Below are 19,650 nucleotides of genomic sequence, written 5' to 3'. Positions count from 1 at the left end.
CCACATTCCGTCCCCTCACCCGCTAGTGCGCACGGGTGACCCGCGAGGTCTCCTCCACCAACCGTGTCGGGTTCCGTACGATCCATACTCGTGACACGCACCCACCCCAGCCTGGCCGGCACGCTTCTGGAGCGGCGCTACCGGGTGGACCGGCTGCTCGCCCACGGCGGAATGTCTTCCGTCTACCGGGGGACGGACACCCGGCTGGACCGTCCGGTCGCGATCAAGATCATGGACCCGCGCTTCGCGGACGACCGGTCGTTCGTGGACCGGTTCGTGCGGGAGGCCCAGTCCGCGGCGCAGCTGCACCACCCGCACGTCGTGGCGGTGCACGACCAGGGGTTCGACCTGCCGCAGGGTGCGGAGTCGGGGCTGGCGTTCCTGGTGATGGAGCTGGTCGACGGCGGGACGCTGCGTGACCTGCTGGACGAGAAGGGCCCGCTGGACGTCGCGCTGGCGCTGAGCGTGGCCGAGCCCGTGCTGTCGGCGCTGGCCGCCGCGCACCGGGCGGGGCTGGTGCACCGCGACGTGAAGCCGGAGAACGTGCTGATCGGCCGGGCCGGGCCGCACACCGGCGGCGTCGTGAAGGTCGCCGACTTCGGCCTGGTGCGGGCCGTGGCGAGCGCGGGCACGACGAGCTCGAGCGTCATCCTCGGCACGGTCGCCTACCTGTCGCCGGAGCAGGTCGCGACCGGCGCGGCCTCTTCGCGCGGCGACGTCTACTCGGCCGGGATCCTGCTCTACGAAATGCTCACCGGCCGGGTGCCCTACACCGGCGACACGGCGATCTCGGTGGCCTACCGGCACGTGAACGACGACGTGCCGCGCCCGAGCGAGCTGCGCCCGGACCTCCCGCCGGCCCTGGACGACCTGATCACCCGCGCGACCCGGCGGGACCCGGACCTGCGCCCGGCCGACGCCGGCGACTTCCTGACCGAGCTGACGGCGGTGCGCGCGCAGCTGGGGCTGCTGCCGGTGACCGTGCCGGTCCCGGTTTCGCACGGCCAGGGCGACCTCGCCGACACCGAGCGGACGCTGCCGCGGATCCCCCAGGTGCTGCCGGACTCCGCGAAGACGATGCCGGTGCACCGGCCCAACCCGACGCAGGCGCTGAGCCACCCGGGCACCCCGCCACCGGGCGTGCCCGTGGGCGGTGCGGTGCCGCCGGTGCGGCCGGTCCCGCGGCGGCGGAGCCAGGCGGAACCGGAGAAACCGAAGGACAACCGGAAGCGGATCGCCCTGATCGCCGCCGCGGTGCTGCTGTTCGGCGGGCTGATCACGGCGTTCGCGTTCATGCTCACCGACGGCGGCGGCGACAAGACCGCGACCGTGCCGAAGCTCGCCGGCCTGAACCAGGCCGCGGCCGGGGACGCGCTGCGGGCGGTGAAGCTGAACCCGCAGTTCAGCCAGGAGTTCGACAACACGGTCCCGTCGAACACCGTGCTGCGCGCCACTCCGGCGGAGGGCACGCGGCTGGCGCCGAACTCCACCGTGTCGGTCGTGCTGTCGAAGGGCCGCCCGACGGTGCCGGACATCCGGCCGGGCACCGCGCTCGCCGACGCCGAGCAGGCGATCAAGGCGTCCCAGCTGACGCCGGTCCGCGGGACCGACGACTTCGATCCCGAGGTCCCGCAGGGCGCCGTCATCCGCACGAGCCCGTCGGCGGGCAGCCAGCTGACCATCGGCGGCCAGGTCACGATCATCGTGTCGAAGGGCCCGATCCCGCTGCCGCCGGTCCCGGACGTCACCGGCCGGTCCAAGGACGAGGCGTTCCAGCTGCTGCAGCAGGCCGGCTTCGAGCCGTTCCAGGCGGGCGAGGAGTTCAAGCAGGACGTCCCGGGCGGCGCCGTCACCCGGACCGACCCGCCGGCGAACACGCAGCCGAAGGCGAAACGGATCGGCGTCTTCGTCAACAACGCGGTCCAGGTGCCGGACGTGCGGTTCAAGTCGTTCGGCGACGCGCAGAAGATCCTCGAGCAGGCCGGGCTGAAGGCCGACCGCGACGGCGGCCGCGGCCATGGTGGCGGCGGGTTCGACTTCGTCTTCGAGCAGGACCCGCAGCCGGGCTCGTTCGTGGCGAAGGGCTCGAAGGTCAAGTTGAAGGGCTTCGGGAATTGATCGGCAGCCGTGGCCGTGTCACCGGCACGATCGGCCCCGGCCTCATCGGTGAGGTGCTGCTGAACGTCCGGGGCGGCACGGAGGCGTTCTACGCCTATCCGGCCGACCCGGACGAGACCTTCTCCTCCGGCACCCAGGTGCTCGTGGTCGACTTCGAACCCCCGCGGACGGTTTACGTCGAGCGGTGGCAACCCCTGAGCCGCTGACGGCGTAGAAGGGGCACCAACACACGCACAACAGAAAAAGAGCGAGGGGGTCGGTGCCATGAGTCTCGTGGAAATCCTGCTGTATTCGGCGGGTGGGCTCGTCGTCGTGCTGTTCGTGATCTTCGGGATCCTGCGGTTGCTGTACAAGGTCGCGGAACCGAACGAAGCGCTGATCATCTCCGGGCTCGGCGTCCGGGTCGACCGCGCGGACACGGCGGACAGCCTGGGCTTCAAGATCATCACCGGCCGTGGGGTGAACGTCCTGCCCGGCTTCCAGACCGCGCGGCGGCTGTCGCTGGACACCCGCGGCGTCAACCTGCAGGTCTCCTGCGTGACCAAGCAGGGCCTGCCGGTCACCGTGCGGGCCGTCGTGATCTACAAGGTCGGGGACGACTTCGCGTCGATCGCCAACGCCGCCCGCCGGTTCCTGGACCAGCAGAAGGGCATGAACGACACGATCCACGAACTCTTCTCCGGGCACCTGCGCTCGATCGTGGGCGGGCTGACCATCGAGGAGATGATCCACAACCGGGACGCGCTCACCGGCGAGGTGCGCCAGTCCTCGGCCACGGAGATGATCAAGCTGGGGCTGATCGTGGACTCGCTGCAGATCCAGGAGATCGACGACGAGTCCGGCTACATCCTCAACCTCGGCAAGCCGCACGCCGCGGCGATCGCCGCGTCTGCCCGGATCGCCGAAGCCCAGCGTGACCAGGAGGCCGCCGAGGTCGAGCAGGTCTCGGCCGCGAAGAAGGCCGCCGCGGTGCGCGAGAGCCAGATCCAGCAGGCCGGCTACCAGGCCGAGGTGGACGAGGCGCGGGCGAAGATGTCCCAGTCGGGCCCCCTGGCCGAGGCGACCGCGCGCCAGGAGGTCGTCGTCCAGGAGACGCGCGCCGCCGAGCTGGAGGCGGCGCTGGCCGAGCAGCGCCTGCAGTCGCAGGTCCGCAAGCCGGCCGACGCGAAGGCGTACGACACCCGGACGACAGCTGACGCGGCTCGTGACGCTTCGATCGCCAAGGCCCAGGCCGAGGCGAGGGAGACCGAACTGCGGGCCGCGGCGGACGCGACGCGCGTGAAGACGGCCGCCGAGGCCGAGGCCCAGGCCACCAAGGCCCGTGCCGAGGCGATGGCGGGCGCGACCCGGGCGACCGGTGAGGCCGAGGCCGCCGCGGCCAAGGCCCGCGGTCTCGCCGAGGCGGAGGCCGCGAAGGCGAAGGGGCTCGCCGAAGCGGAGTCGGCCCGGGCGAAGGGTCTGGCCGAAGCGGACGCGATCAAGGCCCGCGCGGCGGCGCTGGCGGAGAACCAGGAAGCCGTCGTCGCGCAGCAGCTGGCCGAGCGCTGGCCGGAGATCGTCGAGGCCGGCGCGAGCGCGTTCGGCAACATCGACCACATGGTCGTGCTCAACGGCGCCGACGGCATGTCCGACATGTTCGCCAAGGCGCTGTCGCTCGGCGGAACCGGCCTCGGCCTGGCCCGCCAGCTGATGGACGCCATGGGCAAGCCGGCGGAGAAGGAGCTCGACGAGGCCGCCCGGCGCAACGGTGAGCTGAAGCTCAGCGACTGATCCGTCACGGTCAGTGTACGGCCTCTGTGTCCCGGATCACAGGGCACAGAGGCCGTACCCCCGAACGGGGGCGGAAATTCCCGCTCGCTTGTCCTACCGTGGGCGCATGGTGCCGGACCGTGCGTCGCGGGCCGTCCGATGAGCTTCTTCACCGGCGGTCCCCGTGAGCGTCCCCTGTTCCCCGTGCCGGAGCAGGAGCTTTACGCGTTCAACGGCCGGCACTGGACGGACCCCCCGCGCGAGCACATCGTCCCGGCCGTGCTGCCGTGGGCGCAGCCGCTGGGCCGCTCCGAACGCACGGTGATCGCGCTGCGGGCCATCGAGGTGTGGCCGGAGGCGCTGACACTGCGCGTCACGGTGTACTCCCGGGAGAGCCTGGTGGAGAACCCCGCCGAGGGGCTGATCGACCACCGGCGGAAGCCCGACTACAACGGGCTGCTCATCGGCGTGCTCTACGCCGACGGCAGCCGGGCGAGCTCCGAGACGATCTCGGTGCCGTCCGCGTCCGAGCCGGAGGACCCGGTCCTGCGGGCGCAACCGGTCGGCGGCACGCGGTTCGCCGTCGACCACGAGATCTTCCTGTGGCCGCTCCCCTCGGCCGGCCCGCTGAAGCTGGTCGTGCAGTGGAAGGACCGCGAGATCCCGGAGACGCGGACGACGCTCGACGGCGGCGCGATCCGCGCCGCGTCGAAGGACGCCGCGGAAATCTGGCCGGGACTCGGCAAGCGGCAGGCGAACGGCCTGCCGGTCCGCCGCGTCGGAAAGCAGGTCGCGCTCACCCCCGATTGGGGGACAGCGGTGGTCCGTGCGGAAGAACCCGAGCATGCTCCAGGTGATTGAGTCCCGTTTTTGATCTGTGAGCCGGGGCACCGCGGCCCGGGGTATCTCGAATGGATGAACGGGGTGGGTCGTTAGCGTCGTGGAAACACTTCGACCACCCGCTCGTCACGTCGGGCTGGTGCAGTGGGTTTCCTCCCTTCCGACGCACGTGGCCGTGCGCCCCCGCGAAACCCGGAAAGGTCGCCCATGGCAGGCTCGCCGCTCAGCGCACTCGATGTCGCTTTCCTTTGCCTGGAAAGCGAAACCTCTCCGATGCACATGGGGGCGGTGGTCACCTTCACCGCCCGTGGCGCGGTCGATCCCGTCGCGTTGACCGCGTTGCTCGCCGAGCGCGCCGCCCGCCTGCCGAAGCTGCGCCAGCGGGCGCGGGCCGAGCTGTTCCCGCCGGGCTCGGCCAGCTGGGCCGAGGACCCGGGATTTGTTGCGGCCGAACACATTCACCACGTGACGCTGAGCTCCCTGTACGAGCCGGACCCGCTCACGGCGTATGCGTCGCGGTGGATCGCCGAGCCGCTGGACACGTCCCGGCCGTTGTGGCAGCTGACCCTGGTCACCGGGCTGCCGGACGGGAAGTTCGCGCTGCTGCTGAAACTGCACCACGCGCTCACCGACGGCGCGGGGGCGTACGCGGTCGCGGCCGGCCTGCTCGACGGCGTCAAGCTGCCGGAACAGATCTCCGCGCCGTCCCGGCCGATCCCGGCCCCACGCTCCACTTTGGACACGGTGAAGGGCGCGCTGGGCACGGTGTGGGGCCAGGCGAACGAGGCCGCGGGGATCGCGTCGTCGGTGGTGCGGGCCGCGCGTCCGCCGCTCTCGCCGGTGTCGGCGCCGCTGTCCGCCGAGCGGCGGCTCGGGTTCGCGCGGCTGCCGCTGACGGAGCTGCGCCAGGTGCGCCGGACCCACGGCGGCACGACCAACGACGTCGTCCTGGCGGTGCTGGCCGGCGCGCTGCGCGAGTGGCTGGTGAACCGTGGGCAGCGCGCCGACGGCCGCACCCTGCGCGCGCTGATCCCGGTGAGCGTGCGCGGGCGGGCGGCCGATCAGCTCGGCGGCAACAAGCTGTCGGGTTACCTGTGCGACCTGCCGGTCGGCGAGGACGACCCGGTCGAGCGGCTCCGGCTGGTGCGCCAGGCGATGACCCGCAACAAGGCGGCGGGCCCCGGCCGCGGCGCGGGGGCGTTGCCGCTGCTCGCCGACCGCGTCCCGCCGCTGCTGCACCGGCTGGGCACGCGCACCGCGGGCCTCGCCGCGCCGATGCTGTTCGACCTGGTGATCACGACGGTCCCGGTGCCCCCGGCCCGGCTGTCCCTCGGCGGCGCCCGGCTGGCGGCGGTCTACCCGTTCGTGCCGCTGGCCCCGCGCCACGCGGTCGGCATCGCGGTCGCCTCCTACCGCGAGTCCGTCCACATCGGACTCCAGGCCAACGGCGAAGCGGTCCCGGACGTCGGCTCACTGCGGGACGCGGTGCTCAAGTCGGCGGCCCGGCTGCTGGACGCTTCTTAAGCGTCCCTGACCGCCGCCTCGATCAGCGCCTGCGCCGCCCAGCGCATCACCTCCGTGGCCTCCTCCGGCTCCAGGTGGCAGGCATCCCGGGTGACGATCAGCGCCTCGACGCCGTAGACGAGCATCAGGGCCATCGTCAGCCGCCGGTGCGCCTCGGGCGGCAGCACGCCGTCGAGCGGCTCGAGGACCTGCCGCGTCATCCGGATGCGGGTCTCCCCGCGCACCGGCGTTTCGGCCGAGCCGCCGCCCTGGGAGAACCAGCGGTCGAGGTTGGCCCGGACCAGGCCGCGCCAGGACGGCTCGTCGCCGAACTGCAGCTCGGCGATGTAGCGGATCACCGCGTCCATCCGCGCCACCGGATCTTCCCCGGTCTCTTCCAGCAGCCCGCCGACGTGGAGGTGCTGCCCCGATCGCTCGGCCAGCGCGGCCCAGAGCGTCTGCGGGCTGGGGAAGTAGCGGTAGGCCGTCGCGGTGGACACCATCGCCGCCTCCGCCACCTCGGCCACCGTCAACGGGCGCCCGTCCTTGACCATGCCGGCCGCCGCCTCGAGCAGCGCGGTCCGGGTGCGCTGTTTCTGGTTGTCGCGGCTCATCGTGGGAAAATCTCCTTGACATGAGAAGTCTTTCTCATGACGATAGCATCATCACAGGAGGGGGAAACACATGACACCGGAAGAGATGGACAAGATCCTCGGCGCGCACTTCGCGGCCGAAGCGGCCCACGACCTCGACGCGATCCTCGAGACGCTCAGCGATGACGTCGTGCACGACGCGGTCGGGTTCCCCGTGGAGGAACTGCGGGACCCCGAGGCGATCCGCGACCGCTACCGGCACCTGTTCGCGGCGATGCTGGACGAGCGGATCGAACCGGTCTCGCGGCTCTACGGCGAGAACTTCCTCGTCGACGAAGCCAAGGTCACCTGCCGGACCGGCGAAGGGTTCCCGGGTGCGCCCGCCGGACAGCGGGTGACCTTCCGGTTGCTGCACGTCTGCGAGTTCCGCGACGGCCGGATCAGCCGCGAGAACGTCTGGCAGGGCCCGCCGATCCTTGACAACCGGGGTGCCGCCCCGGGGCCCCGAACCGATGTCCCGGTCGGCGGGTGACCACCGTCGTCCTGGCCGGCGCTCACCCGCCGGCCCTTCGCGTGGCCACCACCGGCGTGACGGTGGTGGCCACGGCGGAAACCGGCGCCGCGGCCCTCGATGCCGTGCGCCGCCACCGCCCCGACGTCCTCGTGCTCGACCTCGCGCTGGGCGTGGACGTGGCGGCCGGTGCAGGCGTGCCGGTGCTGGTGTTCACCGCTTCGGCCGACGACGCCGCGCTCGCCGGTGCCCTGCGCGCCGGGGTGCGCGGCTTTCTGCCCGCCGACGCCGATCCGGCCGACGTCGTGCGCGCGGTGCACAACGTCGCCGCCGGTGCGGCCGTGTTCGGCGACGGCATCGCGGACCGGATTCCGCGGCTGCTGCTGTCCCCTGCCCCGCTGCCGGACCTCGGTCCGCGGGACCGGGAGATCCTCGCATTGGCCGCGGGCGGCGTCACGGACACGGCGATCGCGCGCCGCCTGGGGATCGCCCCCAAGACGGTGCGCAACCGGGTGTCGGTGATCAGCCTGAAACTGGGGACCAGGGGCCGCGCGGAGGCGATCACCCTGGCCCGCACCGCCGGCCTGGCGCCGGCGTAAGGCCTCAGCCGCGGAGCATCTCCGCGACCAGGAACGCCAGCTCCAGCGACTGCTGCGTGTTCAGCCGCGGGTCGCAGGCCGTCTCGTAGCGGCCCGACAGGTCGACGTCCGAGATCTCCTGGGCGCCGCCCAGGCACTCCGTGACGTCCTCGCCCGTCAGCTCCACGTGGATGCCGCCCGGGTAGGTGCCCAGCTTGTTGTGCACCTCGAAGAAGCCCTGGACCTCGTCGACGATCCGGTCGAAGTGGCGGGTCTTGTACCCGGTGGACGACTCGTGGGTGTTGCCGTGCATCGGGTCGCACTGCCAGATGACCTTGTGCCCGGACGCCTCGACCTTCTCGATGATCGCCGGGAGCACCTCGCGGACCTTGCCGTTGCCCATCCGCGCGATGAGCGTCAGGCGGCCCGGTTCGTTGCGCGGGTCGAGCCGCTCGACGTACTCCAGCGCCTGCTCGGGCGTGGTCGTCGGGCCGATCTTCAACCCGATCGGGTTGGCCAGCAGCTCGGCGAACGCGATGTGCGCGCCGTCCAGCTGGCGGGTGCGCTCGCCGACCCAGAGGAAGTGCGACGACAGGTTGTACAGCTTCGGGTTGGCGGCGTCGGCGTTGTCGAGACGCAGCATCGAACGCTCGTAGTCGAGCAGCAGCGCCTCGTGGCTGGCGAAGATCTCGGTCGACTGCAGCGACGTGTCGGTGACGCCGCAGGCCGACATGAACCGCAGGCCGCGGTCGATCTCGTTGGCCAGCGACTCGAAGCGCTGCGCGGCCGGCGACGCCGACACGAAGTCCTTGTTCCAGTCGTGCACCTGGTGCAGGTCGGCCATGCCGGCGGCGGTGAGCGCGCGGACCAGGTTCATCGCCGCGCCCGCGTTCGCGTACGCGCGGATCATCCGGCCGGGGTCCGGCACGCGCAGCTCGGGCTTCGCGACCAGCGAGTTGATGATGTCGCCGCGGTACACCTGCAGGCCCAGCGCGTCCGTCGCGGCCGAACGCGGCTTCGCGTACTGGCCCGCGATGCGGCCGACCTTGACCACCGGGAGGCTCGCGCCGTAGGTCAGCACGACCGCCATCTGCAGGAGCGTGCGCAGGTTGGCGCGGATGTGCGGCTCGGTGTTCGACTCGAACGTCTCCGCGCAGTCGCCGCCCTGGAGGAGGAAGGCCTCGCCGCGGGCGACCATCGCCAGCCGGCTCTTCAGCCGGTCGATCTCGGCCGGGACGGTGATAGGCGGCACGCTCTCCAGCACGCCGCGGACCCGGCGGGTCGCCTCGGGGTCGGGCCACTCCGGCTGCTGCGCCGCCGGGCGGGCCAGCGCCTGGTCGAGCCGCTCGCGCAGGGCGGGCGGGAGCGGCGGCAGCTCGGGCAGCGTGTCGACGGGGACGTCCACAGTCCAGTTCACGAAGACCAGGATAAGGTTCGCCCCGTGCTCCGCGTCGCCCGGTTGGCCACCGAGGTCATGGCCCCCTGGGTGTGGGTCCTCACACTGCCCCTCGCCGTCGCCTGGTCCGCCACCGCCCACCGGCCGCTCCCCGCACTGGGCTGGGGACTGCTGATCGCCGTCACCGGCTCGCTGCTCCCGATGGCCCTGATCGTCCGCGGGGCGAAACAGGGCAAGTGGGACGGCCACCACGTGACGAACCGGGCCGGGCGCCGCGTCCCCCTGCTGTTCGCCGGCGTGTCGCTCGGCCTGGGCTTCGCCGGATTGCTGGCCGGAGGCGCGCCCGCGCCGCTGATCGCGCTGGCCGCGTCGATGCTGGCGAGCCTCGTGGTCGCGGTCGCGATCACGTTCGGCGCGAAGTTCAAGATCTCGCTGCACGCCGCGGTCGCTTCGGCCGCCGTCGTGGTGCTGACGCTGACGTACGGGCCGTGGGCACTGCTGCTCACCCTGCTGGTCGCCTGGGTGGCGTGGTCGCGCGTGCGGCTGCGCGACCACACCACCCCGGAGGTGCTGGCCGGGCTGCTGATGGGCGTCGTCGTCGGCGGTGGCGGCTACTGGGCGCTGCTCACCGCCTTGAGCTGAGGCCGGGTTGGCAGGACCCGTCGGCCGCGGGGAAGACCCCGTCACGCAAATAGCGCAGCACCACTTCGTTGCCGCAAGCGTTTTCCCGGGTGAAGACGCCGTGCCCGCCGGCGTCGACGGTCACCATCCGCGCGCGGGCCCCGAACGCCTTCCGCGTTTCCCGCGCTCCCGAAAGCGGCGTCGCCGGGTCGCGCAGGTTCTGCACCAGCAGGACGTTCGCCGGGCCGGGGCCACCGACGCGTACCGGCGGTTCCGCGCGCTCGACGGGCCAGAACGCGCACGGGTTCACGTTCGCCGCGGCCGGGCCGAACATCGGGTGCGGCGCCCGTTCGCGTTCGACCGCGCGCTGGTAGTAACCGACCTGCTCGGGCCAGTTCGCGTCGTTGCAGATCACCTGGAGCTGCAGCGCGGCGTGGTTGTCGCCGTCGAGCGGGCCGACAGTGTTGTTCTCGGCCCGCGCGGTACCCGCCCATTCCGCGGCGAGGGCGGGGAAACGCGCGTCGTCGTAGAGCCCGTTCCACGTGTCGGAGCGGAACTCCGGCCCGCGGACGGCGGCGAGCTCGAAGAACCTCGCCGTCACCGCCGCCGGGGTCCGCCCCAGGTGGTAGACGTCGTCGCGCTGGGCCGCCCACGCGGCGAAGTCGGGGAACCGGTCGTCGAACCCTTCGGCGAAGCGCTGGTTTCCGCGAACGTCCAGGCCGCGCGGGCCGAGGACGCTGTCGAGCACGATCCGGTCGCCGCGGCCGGGGAACATCGACGCGTACGCCGCGCCGAGGTAGCTGCCGTACGAGACGCCGTAGTAGGAGATCTTCTTCTCCCCCAGCGCTTCCCGGATCCGGTCCAGGTCACGGGCGGTGTTCGCGGTCGTCATGTGCGGCAGCAGGTCCTTTGTGGACGCCTGGCCGCACTTCTCCGCCACGGCACGCGCCTTCGCGGCGGTGGCGGCGACGTCGGCGGGCCCGTTCGCGTACGGGCCGAGCACGGCGCCGCGCTCCTCCGAAGTCGTCATGCCGCACGTCACCGGCGTGCTGTAGGTGGTGCCGCGCGGGTCGAAGCCGATGACGTCGTAGGCGTCCGGCAGGCCGGAGCCGCCCATCCGCTGCAGCAGCTGGGCGGGCATGGCGAGGCCCGGACTGCCCGGGCCACCGGGGTTCATCAGCAGTACGCCGCGTCGTTTGCCGGGGGTTCCGGCGTGGCGGGAAAGCGTGAGTTCGATCGTGCGCTCCGGGTGCGCGTAGTCGAGCGGCACGCGCAGGGTGGCGCATTCGAGCCCGGCCGTCGGCGACGGCGACAGGCCGTAGCCGGGGCACGGGGTCGTCCACTTCAGGGACGGCTGGGCCGCGTGCGCCGGGACGCCGCCGAGCAGCGGCAGGAAAGCCAGCAGGACCAAGGTTTTTCGCATGCTCCGAGCCTGCCGTGGCGGGACCGCGTGGACGTCAGCCCAGGGGCCGGAACCACGGCTCCACCCCTGGGCTGACGAGGGTCACGCGGCTTGCGCGCGGTTGTACAGGTTCTGCGCGTCGATGCCGAAGTACGGCCCGAACATGTAGCCCGGCAGGAAGTTGTAGCCGAAGCTGTTCACCGAGGCCTGCACTCCGGCGCCGGTGCCCTCGTTGAAGGACAGGAACCACGGCCCGCCGCTGGAGCCACCGGTCATGGTGCAGCTCATGCCGTGGTCCTTGGTCAGCAGGAAGTCGGTGAACGTGGTGCCGCTGCAGTAGATCAGCTTCGTGCCGTCGTAAGGCGACGCGGCCGGGTAGCCGAAGGTGTACATGCTCTGGTTCTTCGGCTGGTTGAACGCGATGCCCTGGGCGCCGACGACGTCAGTGAGCCGCTGGGAGTTGAGCGGGTTCACCACGGCCATGCCGACGTCGTAGTTGATGTCCTCACTGGCTTCCCACTGCGGCGTGGTGAGCGTGGTCTTCGCCGTCCACTGGCCGTAGGGGGCGTTGCCGTTGTTGTAGCCGGGCACGAAGACCCACTGGGTGTGCCAGGTGCCCTGGTACTTCACGCAGTGCCCGGCGGTGACGACCACGCTACCGTTGGTGCTGGTGACGGCGTCGCCGGAGCAGGACGCTTTCTGGCCGTTGAAGAGGAAGAACACGCGGCCGGCGGTCTGGGTGACTTTACCGCCGCCGGTCCAGGCACCCCCGCCGTTCGGGATGCTCCGGATGATCGCGCTCTTGCCCTGTGCGACGTCCTTCGGCGTGAAGGCCGGGCTCTTCACGAGCGAGTCCATCGGGACGGCCGCCCGCATGGCATCGGGCGTCCAGAAGGGTTTCGGCGCGGCCTGGGCGGGCGTCCCGACCAGGGCGAACGCGAGAGAGAGGACGGCGGTGACCACCGCGGCCCGGAGTTTCGTGTGCTTCAAGACGCCCCACCTTCCGCAGAAGTGAATCGTCGCAAAGGCGACACAACCCCTCGAAAGTAATTGTCCGTGCACACACCGCACAGCCGCCGTCTGGCGTAACGCTCCGGAAAGCCGTGAAGGCCACCTTGCGGAACTTGAAGTTCCGCAAGGTGGCCTTCACGAACCTTGGCGGGTCAGACGACGGCGAGGGGCAAAGCCGTCGGGTGCACCGGGGCCGGGAGGTCCGACGCCCCGGTCAGGAACGCGTCGACGGCGTTGGCCACCGACCGGCCTTCCGCGATCGCCCAGACCACGAGCGACGCGCCGCGGTGGGCGTCGCCGCAGACGAACACGCCCGGCGTCTCGGTCTGCCAGTCCGCGCCGCACGACAGCGTGCCGCGGCGCGTCAGGGAAAGGCCGAGGCCGTCCAGCAGCGGCATCTCCTCGACGCCTTCGAAGCCGATCGCCAGCAGGACCAGGTCGGCGGGCAGCGTCTCGACCTCGTCGTTGACCGGGATGACCTCGCGACGGCCGGTCGCCGGGTCCTTCTGGACCTTGACCTGCTGCAGCTCGAGCGCCTTGACGCGGCCGTTCTCGTCGCCGACGAACCGCTTGACCGCGACCGCGAACTTCCGCTCACCCGCCTCCTCGTGCGCCGGGTAGGTGCGGAGGATGTACGGCCAGGTCGGCCACGGCGACCGCTCGTCGTCCCTTGTGGACGGCGGCGTCGGGTACTGGTCGAGCTGGGTCACCGACAGCGCGCCCTGGCGGGTCGCCGTTCCGTAGGAGTCGGCGCCGGTGTCGCCGCCGCCGATGATGACGACGTGCTTGCCCTTCGCGTCGACCGACGGCGGGCCGTCGCCCTCGACGAACTTGTTGGCCGGCACCAGGTGCTCCATCGCCAGGTGGACGCCGGCCAGCTCGCGGCCCGGCGTCGTCGTGTCGTCGCGGCCGCGCAGGGCGCCGACCGCGAGCACGACGGCGTCGTAGTGCGCGCGCAGGTCCTCTACCGAAAGGTCGACGCCGACCTCGCAGCCGGTGACGAACCGGGTGCCTTCCCTGCGCAGCTGCGCCAGGCGCCGGTCGAGGACCTTCTTCTCCATCTTGAACTCGGGGATGCCGTAGCGCAGCAGCCCGCCGAGGCGGTCGTCGCGTTCGAACACGGTGACCTCGTGCCCGGCGCGGGTCAGCTGCTGGGCGGCGGCCAGGCCGGCCGGGCCGGACCCGACCACGGCGACCCGTCGTCCACTGGACACTTCGGACACCTGCGCCTGGACGAAGCCCGCTTCCCAGGACTGGTCGGCGATCGTCTGCTCGACGCGCTTGATCGACACCGGCCCGCCGGACAGCGGCGAGACGGACAGGACACAGCCCGCCTCGCACGGCGCCGGGCACAGCTTCCCGGTGAACTCGGGGAAGTTGTTGGTGGCGTGCAGCCGGTCGCTCGCCGCGGCCCAGTCGCCGCGGCGGACCAGGTCGTTCCACTCCGGGATCAGGTTGCCCAGCGGGCAGCCGGAACCGCCGGAGTGGCAGAACGGGATACCGCAGTCCATGCAGCGCGACGCCTGCTTGCGCACCTTTCCGTTGCGCTCGGCCGGGTCGACGTCCGCGTAGACCTCGCCCCAGGTCGCGAGCCGTTCCTCTTTGGACTTCTTCTTCGGCTCTTCGCGGTCGTACTTCAGGAAACCGGTCGGGTCAGCCACGAGCGGCCTCCATGATCGCCTCGTCGACGTCGCGGCCGGCGGCCCGAGCCGCCTTCGCCGCGTCCAGAACCCGCTGGTAGTCGCGTGGCATCACCTTCGTGAACACCACGGAGCGGCGCGGCCAGTCGCCGAGCAGCGAGGCCGCCACCGCGGAGCGGGTGAGATCGTAGTGCTGTTGCACGGTTTTCTTGAGCCACGCCAGGTCGTCGGCGGTCGGCCGCAGGAGGTCAACCATGTCCTGGTTGACCTTCTTGCGGTCGACGTCGAGCACGAAGGCGATGCCGCCGGACATGCCGGCCGCCAGGTTCCGGCCGGTCGGGCCGAGCACCACCGCGCGGCCGCCGGTCATGTACTCGAAGGCGTGGTCGCCGACGCCCTCGGCGACGACCGTGGCGCCGGAGTTGCGGACGCAGAAGCGTTCGCCGACCTGGCCGCGCAGGAAGATCTCGCCGCCGGTCGCGCCGTAGGCGATCGTGTTGCCCGCGATCGTCTGCGCTTCGGCGGCGAAGGTCGCCTGCGGGTCGGGGCGGACGACGATCCGGCCGCCGGACAGGCCCTTGCCGACGTAGTCGTTGGCGTCGCCGACCATGTCGAGGGTGATGCCACGCGGCAGGAACGCGCCGAGCGACTGGCCCGCCGACCCGGTGAGGGTGACGTGGATGGTGCCTTCGGGCAGACCTTCCCCGCCGTAGCGGCGGGTGATCTCCGAGCCGAGCAGCGTGCCGACGGTCCGGTTGACGTTGCGCACCGGCAGCTCGATGTTCACCTGGTGCGCGTCTTCCAGCGCCGCCTCGGCGAGCTGGATGAGCGTGCGGTCCAGAGCGTGCTCGAGGCCGTGGTCCTGACCGCGGGTGCGCCGCTTCGCGCCGCCGTACGGGGTCTCCGTAGGCATCTCGAAGATCGGCGCCAGGTCCAGACCGGACGCCTTCCAGTGGTCGACGGCCTCGTCGGTGTTCAGCAGCTCGGCGTGCCCGATGGCCTCGTCGAGCGTGCGGAAACCCAGCTGGGCAAGCGTTTCGCGGACTTCTTCGGCGACGAACTCGAAGAAGTTGACGACGTGCTCGACCTGGCCGGTGTAGCGCTTGCGCAGTTCGGGGCTCTGCGTGGCGACGCCGACCGGGCAGGTGTCGAGGTGGCAGACGCGCATCATGATGCAGCCCGCGACGACGAGGGGGGCCGTCGCGAAGCCGTACTCCTCGGCGCCGAGCAGCGCCGCGATGACGACGTCGCGCCCGGTCTTCATGGCGCCGTCCACCTGCACGGTGATCCGGTCGCGCAAGCCGTTGAGCAGCAACGTCTGCTGGGTCTCGGCGAGGCCGATCTCCCACGGCGTGCCCGCGTGCTTGAGCGAGTTCATCGGGGACGCGCCGGTGCCGCCGTCGTGACCCGAGATGAGCACGACGTCCGCGTGGGCCTTGGACACGCCGGCCGCGACCGTGCCGACACCGAGTGAGGACACCAGCTTCACGTGGATGCGGGCGTGCTCGTTGGCGTTCTTGAGGTCGTGGATCAGCTGCGCCAGGTCCTCGATGGAGTAGATGTCGTGGTGCGGCGGCGGGGAAATCAGCCCCACGCCCGGCGTCGAGTGCCGGGTCCGCGCGATCCACGGGTACACCTTGTTCGGCGGCAGCTGACCGCCTTCGCCGGGCTTCGCGCCCTGCGCCATCTTGATCTGGATGTCGTCGGCGTTCACCAGGTACTCGCTCGTCACGCCGAAGCGACCCGAAGCGACCTGCTTGATCGCGCTGCGCCGCTCGGGGTCGTAGAGCCGCTCGGGGTCCTCGCCGCCCTCACCCGTGTTGGAGCGGCCGCCGATGCGGTTCATCGCGATGGCCAGGGTTTCGTGCGCCTCGGCCGAGATCGAGCCGTACGACATCGCACCGGTGTTGAAGCGCTTGAAGATCGCTTCGGCGGGCTCGACCTCGTCGAGCGGCACCGGCTCGCGGGCACCTTCCTTGAACGAGAACAGCCCGCGCAGCGTGCCGCCCTCGCGGTAGAGGCGGTGCACCTCGTCGGTGTACTTGCGGTACACCTCTGCGCGGCCGGTCTTGGACGCGTGCTGCAGCAGGAACACCGTCTCCGGCGTGAACAGGTGCAGTTCGCCCTCGCGGCGGTAGGCGTACTCGCCGCCGGTGTCGAGTCCACGGTGGACGCGCTCGGTCGGGTTGTCCGGGTAGGCGCGGCGGTGGCGCACGGCCACCTCTTCGGCGAGCACGGTCAGGCCGACGCCGCCGAGCTTCGACGACGTCCCGGTGAAGTACTCGTCGAGCATGTCCTGGGCCAGACCGAGGGATTCGAAGGCCTGGGCGGCGGTGTACGCGCCGACCGTCGAGATACCCATCTTGGACATGATCTTCAGGACGCCCTTGACCAGCGCCTGCACGTAGTTCCGGATCGCCTTGGCCGGCTCGATCCCGGTGACCGCGCCCTGCCCGATCATGTCTTCGATGGTTTCGAAGGCGAGGTACGGGTTCACCGCGGCGGCGCCGTACCCGAGCAGCAGCGCGATGTGGTGCACCTCGCGGGCGTCGCCGGACTCGACGACCAGCGCGACGCGCAGGCGTTCCTTGGTGCGGACCAGGTGGTGGTGCACCGCGGAAACCAGCAGCAGCGACGGGATCGGCGCCATCCGGTGGTCGGAGTCGCGGTCGGACAGCACGAGCGTGCGCGCGCCGGCCGCGATCGCTTCGGACGCCTCACGCCGGACGCGCTCGATCGCGCCCGCGAGCGCTTCCGCGCCACCGTCCACTTCATACAGTCCGGAAAGGACACTGCAGGCGAAGCCGGGGAGGTCGCCGTCGTCGTTGATGTGGATGAGCTTGGCGAGCTCGTCGTTGTCGATGACCGGGTACGGCAGCTTCAGGTGCCGGCAGGACGCCGGTCCGGGGGCCAGGAGGTTGCGCTCCGGGCCCATGATCCGCGCCATGCAGGTGACGAGCTCCTCGCGGATCGCGTCCAGCGGCGGGTTCGTCACCTGGGCGAAGTTCTGCTTGAAGTAGTCGTAGAGCAACCGGGACCGCTTCGACAGCACCGCGGGCGGGGTGTCCGTGCCCATCGAGCCGAGCGGCTCGGCGCCCTTTTCGGCCATCGGCGCGAGCAGGATCTTCAGCTCTTCTTCGGTGTAGCCGAAGGAAAGCTGACGGCGCAGCACCGAGTCGTGGCTCTGCACGACGTGGTCGCGGTCGGGCAGCTCGGCGATCTTCAGCAGGCCCGCGTGCAGCCAGGCGTCGTACGGCGACTCGACGGCCAGCGCGGACTTGACCTCTTCGTCGTCGACGATCCGGCCGGCCTCGGTGTCGACCAGGAACATCTTGCCGGGCTTGAGCCGCCCCTTGGCGACGACGTCCTTCGGAGCGACGTCCAGCACGCCGGCCTCGCTGGCGAGCACGACACGGTCGTCGGCCGTGCGCCACCAGCGGGCCGGGCGCAGGCCGTTGCGGTCCAGGACCGCCCCGACCAGACTGCCGTCGGTGAAGGTGACGCAGGCCGGGCCGTCCCACGGTTCCATCAGGCTGGCGTGGAACTGGTAGAAGGCGCGACGCTCGGGCTTCATGGTGATGTGGTTCTCCCACGCCTCCGGGATCATCATCAGCACCGCGTGCGGCAGCGACCGGCCGCCGAGGTGCAGCAGCTCGAGCACCTCGTCGAAAGACGCCGAGTCCGACGCGTCCGGCGAGCAGATCGGGAACAACCGCGAAAGGTCGCCGGAGATGACGTCGGATTCCAGCAGCGCCTCGCGGGCCCGCATGCGGTTGCGGTTGCCGCGGATGGTGTTGATCTCGCCGTTGTGGGCCACGAACCGGAACGGGTGCGCCAGCGGCCACGACGGGAAAGTGTTGGTGGAGAAGCGGGAGTGCACCAGCGCGATGGCGCTTTCCAGCCGCTCGTCGCGCAGGTCGGCGAAGAACGCGGGCAGCTGCTCCGGCGTCACCATGCCCTTGTAGACGATCGTCCGCGAGGACAGCGACGGGAAGTACGTGCCGCAGCCGGCGTTCACGCTCTCGTTCTCGACGCGCTTGCGCAGGCAGAACGCGAGCCTGTCCAGCTCCAGACCGGATTTTCCCTCACCCGTCACGAAGAGCATGGCGAAGTGCGGCATGACCGAGCGGGCGGTCGGGCCGATGTCGGCGCGGTCGGCGTCGACCGGGACCTCGCGCCAGCCGAGGACCTCGAGGCCCTCTTCGACGGCGATGCGTTCGGCCAGCCCGACGGCTTTGCGGCGCTGTTCGGTGTCTTCGGGCAGGAAAGCGATACCGGCGGCGTAGGTGTGGTGGCCTTGCTCGTCGGGTTCGGGCAGCGCGAAACCGGCTTCGGCCCGCAACAGCGCATCGGGCAGCTGCAGCAGGATGCCGGCGCCGTCGCCGCTGGTGGGCTCGGCACCCGCGGCGCCGCGATGGTCCAGGTTGGTCAGCGCGGCCAGGCCGTCGGTGACGATGCCGTGGGAGCGGCGCCCGCGGATGTCGGCCACCATGGCCACACCGCAGGAGTCCTGTTCGGTCTCCGGATCGTAGAGACCCTGCTTGCCGGGAATGGCGGAGAAGATCATGAAGGGACCTCCTTCGTCGTCTTGTCGTGCGGGGCCGGGCTACCGGCCGGGGAGCGCACGGGACGACGATGGCCCGCTTCGTTAGCGCGACTTTAACACCTGGGAAACACGCCAGCAGCACTTCGGAGCGCCCCGGACGGCGTCGGACGGTAACGATCTGGCTGTGCGGAACGACATAGTTCCTGATGGGTTCCCGGTAGTTCGGTCCGCTAAGTATACGGCCCGGAAACGCCGGTCAAGCCTACCGTGACATGGTCGACTTGCTGTGTCCCCGGTCACTAGAACGTGTTACATTTCGCCGCATGATCCTCGATCGGTTCAAGCTCACCGACCAGGTCGCGGTGGTCACCGGCGCCGGACGCGGGATCGGCGCGGCCACCGCCGTGGCGCTCGCCGAAGCGGGCGCAGACGTGGTCATCGCCTCCCGCACCGAGTCCCAGCTCAAGGAAGTCGCCTCGCGCGTTTCCGACGCGGGCCGCCGGGCGTTCCCGGTTCCCGTCGACCTCTCCTCCCCCGAAGCGGCGGCGGCACTGGCCGCGGCGGCGGTGTCGGAGTTCGGCCGCCTCGACCTGGTGGTCAACAACGTCGGCGGCACGTACCCGCGGCCGTTGCTGGAGTCGACCGTGGACTTCATGGAGGAAGCGTTCCGCTTCAACGTCGCGACGGCCCACGCGCTGACGGTGGCGGCGGCGCCCTCCCTGGTGGAGACGGGCGGCTCGGTAGTCAACATCTCGTCGGTGATGGGCCGCGTGGCAGGCCGCGGCTTCGCGGCGTACGGAACGGCGAAGGCGGCCCTGGTCCACTACACGCGGTTGGCAGCGGCGGACCTGGCGCCGAAGGTGCGGGTGAACGCGATCTCGGTGGGTTCGGTGGCGACGTCGGCCCTGGAGATCGTGGTCGGCAACCCGGAGCTTCGCTCGAAGATGGAGTCGGCGACGCCGCTGAAGCGGATCGGCGAGGCCGAGCACATCGCGGCGACGGTGGTGTTCCTGGCGTCCCAGGCCGGCGGGTACATCACGGGCAAGATCATCGAGGTCGACGGCGGCCTCCAGACGCCGAACCTCGAACTCGGCCTGCCGGACCTCTGATCCAGGGTCTCCGACGTCATGAACGACTCTTTC

The 19,650-nt window shown here is 71.1% G+C and carries 15 protein-coding genes; 9 read left to right on the top strand and 6 right to left on the bottom strand.

The window, feature by feature from the left end:
* Window positions 1–90 precede the first annotated feature (90 nt).
* From pknB to A3CE_RS0135155, 5 genes are all read left to right on the top strand, one after another.
* Window positions 91–2,118 carry a Stk1 family PASTA domain-containing Ser/Thr kinase gene (gene pknB / locus A3CE_RS0135175; RefSeq protein ID WP_020644794.1) on the top strand — a complete coding sequence of 676 codons (2,028 nt, stop codon included), beginning with the start codon at window positions 91–93 and terminating at the stop codon, window positions 2,116–2,118.
* On the top strand, window positions 2,115–2,324 hold the full coding sequence (locus tag A3CE_RS0135170) for a hypothetical protein (protein WP_020644793.1): 210 nt from the start codon (window positions 2,115–2,117) through the stop codon (window positions 2,322–2,324). The genes pknB and A3CE_RS0135170 overlap by 4 nt, the downstream gene beginning before the upstream one ends.
* 58 nt (window positions 2,325–2,382) lie before the next feature.
* Entirely contained in the window at window positions 2,383–3,888 is a 1,506-nt protein-coding gene (locus A3CE_RS0135165) for an SPFH domain-containing protein (RefSeq protein WP_026469162.1), read from the top strand.
* Between the two features lie 138 nt (window positions 3,889–4,026).
* Window positions 4,027–4,728: a hypothetical protein gene (locus A3CE_RS0135160; protein ID WP_020644791.1), complete on the top strand. Its 702-nt coding sequence runs from the start codon at window positions 4,027–4,029 to the stop codon at window positions 4,726–4,728.
* Window positions 4,729–4,914: 186 nt separating this feature from the next.
* Entirely contained in the window at window positions 4,915–6,231 is a 1,317-nt protein-coding gene (locus A3CE_RS0135155; RefSeq protein ID WP_084641891.1) for a wax ester/triacylglycerol synthase family O-acyltransferase, read from the top strand.
* Here the strand turns inward: A3CE_RS0135155 and A3CE_RS0135150 are convergent.
* Window positions 6,228–6,824, bottom strand: a complete 597-nt coding sequence (locus A3CE_RS0135150; RefSeq protein WP_020644789.1) for a TetR/AcrR family transcriptional regulator — start codon at window positions 6,822–6,824, stop codon at window positions 6,228–6,230. The genes A3CE_RS0135155 and A3CE_RS0135150 overlap by 4 nt on opposite strands.
* Before the next feature lie 70 nt (window positions 6,825–6,894).
* Here A3CE_RS0135150 and A3CE_RS0135145 point away from each other — a divergent pair, with 70 nt between their 5' ends.
* Both A3CE_RS0135145 and A3CE_RS59395 read left to right on the top strand, forming a co-directional pair.
* Window positions 6,895–7,335, top strand: coding sequence for a nuclear transport factor 2 family protein (locus tag A3CE_RS0135145; protein WP_020644788.1), 441 nt, complete (start codon window positions 6,895–6,897; stop codon window positions 7,333–7,335).
* A complete protein-coding gene (locus A3CE_RS59395; protein WP_020644787.1) occupies window positions 7,332–7,913 on the top strand; it encodes a response regulator transcription factor in 582 nt (193 codons plus the stop codon). The genes A3CE_RS0135145 and A3CE_RS59395 overlap by 4 nt, the downstream gene beginning before the upstream one ends.
* A gap of 4 nt (window positions 7,914–7,917) precedes the next feature.
* On the opposite strand, the gene A3CE_RS0135135 is transcribed toward A3CE_RS59395, so the two are convergent.
* Window positions 7,918–9,309: a class II 3-deoxy-7-phosphoheptulonate synthase gene (locus A3CE_RS0135135; protein ID WP_020644786.1), complete on the bottom strand. Its 1,392-nt coding sequence runs from the start codon at window positions 9,307–9,309 to the stop codon at window positions 7,918–7,920.
* 24 nt (window positions 9,310–9,333) lie between these two features.
* On the opposite strand from A3CE_RS0135135, the gene A3CE_RS0135130 reads away from it, so the two are divergent.
* On the top strand, window positions 9,334–9,930 hold the full coding sequence (locus tag A3CE_RS0135130) for a phosphatase PAP2 family protein (RefSeq protein ID WP_020644785.1): 597 nt from the start codon (window positions 9,334–9,336) through the stop codon (window positions 9,928–9,930).
* Here A3CE_RS0135130 and A3CE_RS0135125 read toward each other — a convergent pair.
* The 4 genes from A3CE_RS0135125 to gltB all read right to left on the bottom strand — a co-directional run bounded on the left by A3CE_RS0135125 (window position 9,914) and on the right by gltB (window position 18,529).
* Window positions 9,914–11,332, bottom strand: a complete 1,419-nt coding sequence (locus A3CE_RS0135125) for an alpha/beta hydrolase (protein ID WP_026469159.1) — start codon at window positions 11,330–11,332, stop codon at window positions 9,914–9,916. The genes A3CE_RS0135130 and A3CE_RS0135125 overlap by 17 nt on opposite strands.
* Window positions 11,333–11,413: 81 nt before the next feature.
* Window positions 11,414–12,301 carry a trypsin-like serine peptidase gene (locus tag A3CE_RS0135120; protein ID WP_020644783.1) on the bottom strand — a complete coding sequence of 296 codons (888 nt, stop codon included), beginning with the start codon at window positions 12,299–12,301 and terminating at the stop codon, window positions 11,414–11,416.
* A 173-nt stretch (window positions 12,302–12,474) separates the two neighbouring features.
* The gene (locus A3CE_RS0135115; RefSeq protein ID WP_020644782.1) at window positions 12,475–13,983 is read right to left on the bottom strand and encodes a glutamate synthase subunit beta; all 1,509 of its coding nucleotides are present in this window, start codon (window positions 13,981–13,983) and stop codon (window positions 12,475–12,477) included.
* On the bottom strand, window positions 13,976–18,529 hold the full coding sequence (gene gltB, locus A3CE_RS0135110) for a glutamate synthase large subunit (RefSeq protein WP_020644781.1): 4,554 nt from the start codon (window positions 18,527–18,529) through the stop codon (window positions 13,976–13,978). The genes A3CE_RS0135115 and gltB overlap by 8 nt, the downstream gene beginning before the upstream one ends.
* Window positions 18,530–18,831: 302 nt before the next feature.
* Between gltB and A3CE_RS0135105 the strand changes: the two genes are divergently transcribed.
* On the top strand, window positions 18,832–19,617 hold the full coding sequence (locus A3CE_RS0135105) for an SDR family oxidoreductase (RefSeq protein WP_020644780.1): 786 nt from the start codon (window positions 18,832–18,834) through the stop codon (window positions 19,615–19,617).
* The last annotated feature ends 33 nt before the right edge of the window (window positions 19,618–19,650 follow it).

Origin of the sequence: Amycolatopsis balhimycina FH 1894 (genome assembly GCF_000384295.1) — a bacterium.
GTDB classification, from domain to species: domain Bacteria; phylum Actinomycetota; class Actinomycetes; order Mycobacteriales; family Pseudonocardiaceae; genus Amycolatopsis; species Amycolatopsis balhimycina.
Note: the sequence above shows the minus strand (reverse complement) of the source record. Positions and strands in the feature narration are given on the sequence as shown.

Coding starts and splice junctions, on each gene's coding strand:
- A3CE_RS0135165 (WP_026469162.1), top strand. CDS start 2,383: ATGAGTCTCGTGGAAATCCTGCTGTATTCGGCGGGTGGGCTCGTCGTC.
- A3CE_RS0135160 (WP_020644791.1), top strand. CDS start 4,027: ATGAGCTTCTTCACCGGCGGTCCCCGTGAGCGTCCCCTGTTCCCCGTG.
- A3CE_RS0135155 (WP_084641891.1), top strand. CDS start 4,915: ATGGCAGGCTCGCCGCTCAGCGCACTCGATGTCGCTTTCCTTTGCCTG.
- A3CE_RS0135150 (WP_020644789.1), bottom strand. CDS start 6,824: ATGAGCCGCGACAACCAGAAACAGCGCACCCGGACCGCGCTGCTCGAG.
- A3CE_RS0135145 (WP_020644788.1), top strand. CDS start 6,895: ATGACACCGGAAGAGATGGACAAGATCCTCGGCGCGCACTTCGCGGCC.
- A3CE_RS0135125 (WP_026469159.1), bottom strand. CDS start 11,332: ATGCGAAAAACCTTGGTCCTGCTGGCTTTCCTGCCGCTGCTCGGCGGC.
- gltB (WP_020644781.1), bottom strand. CDS start 18,529: ATGATCTTCTCCGCCATTCCCGGCAAGCAGGGTCTCTACGATCCGGAG.
- A3CE_RS0135105 (WP_020644780.1), top strand. CDS start 18,832: ATGATCCTCGATCGGTTCAAGCTCACCGACCAGGTCGCGGTGGTCACC.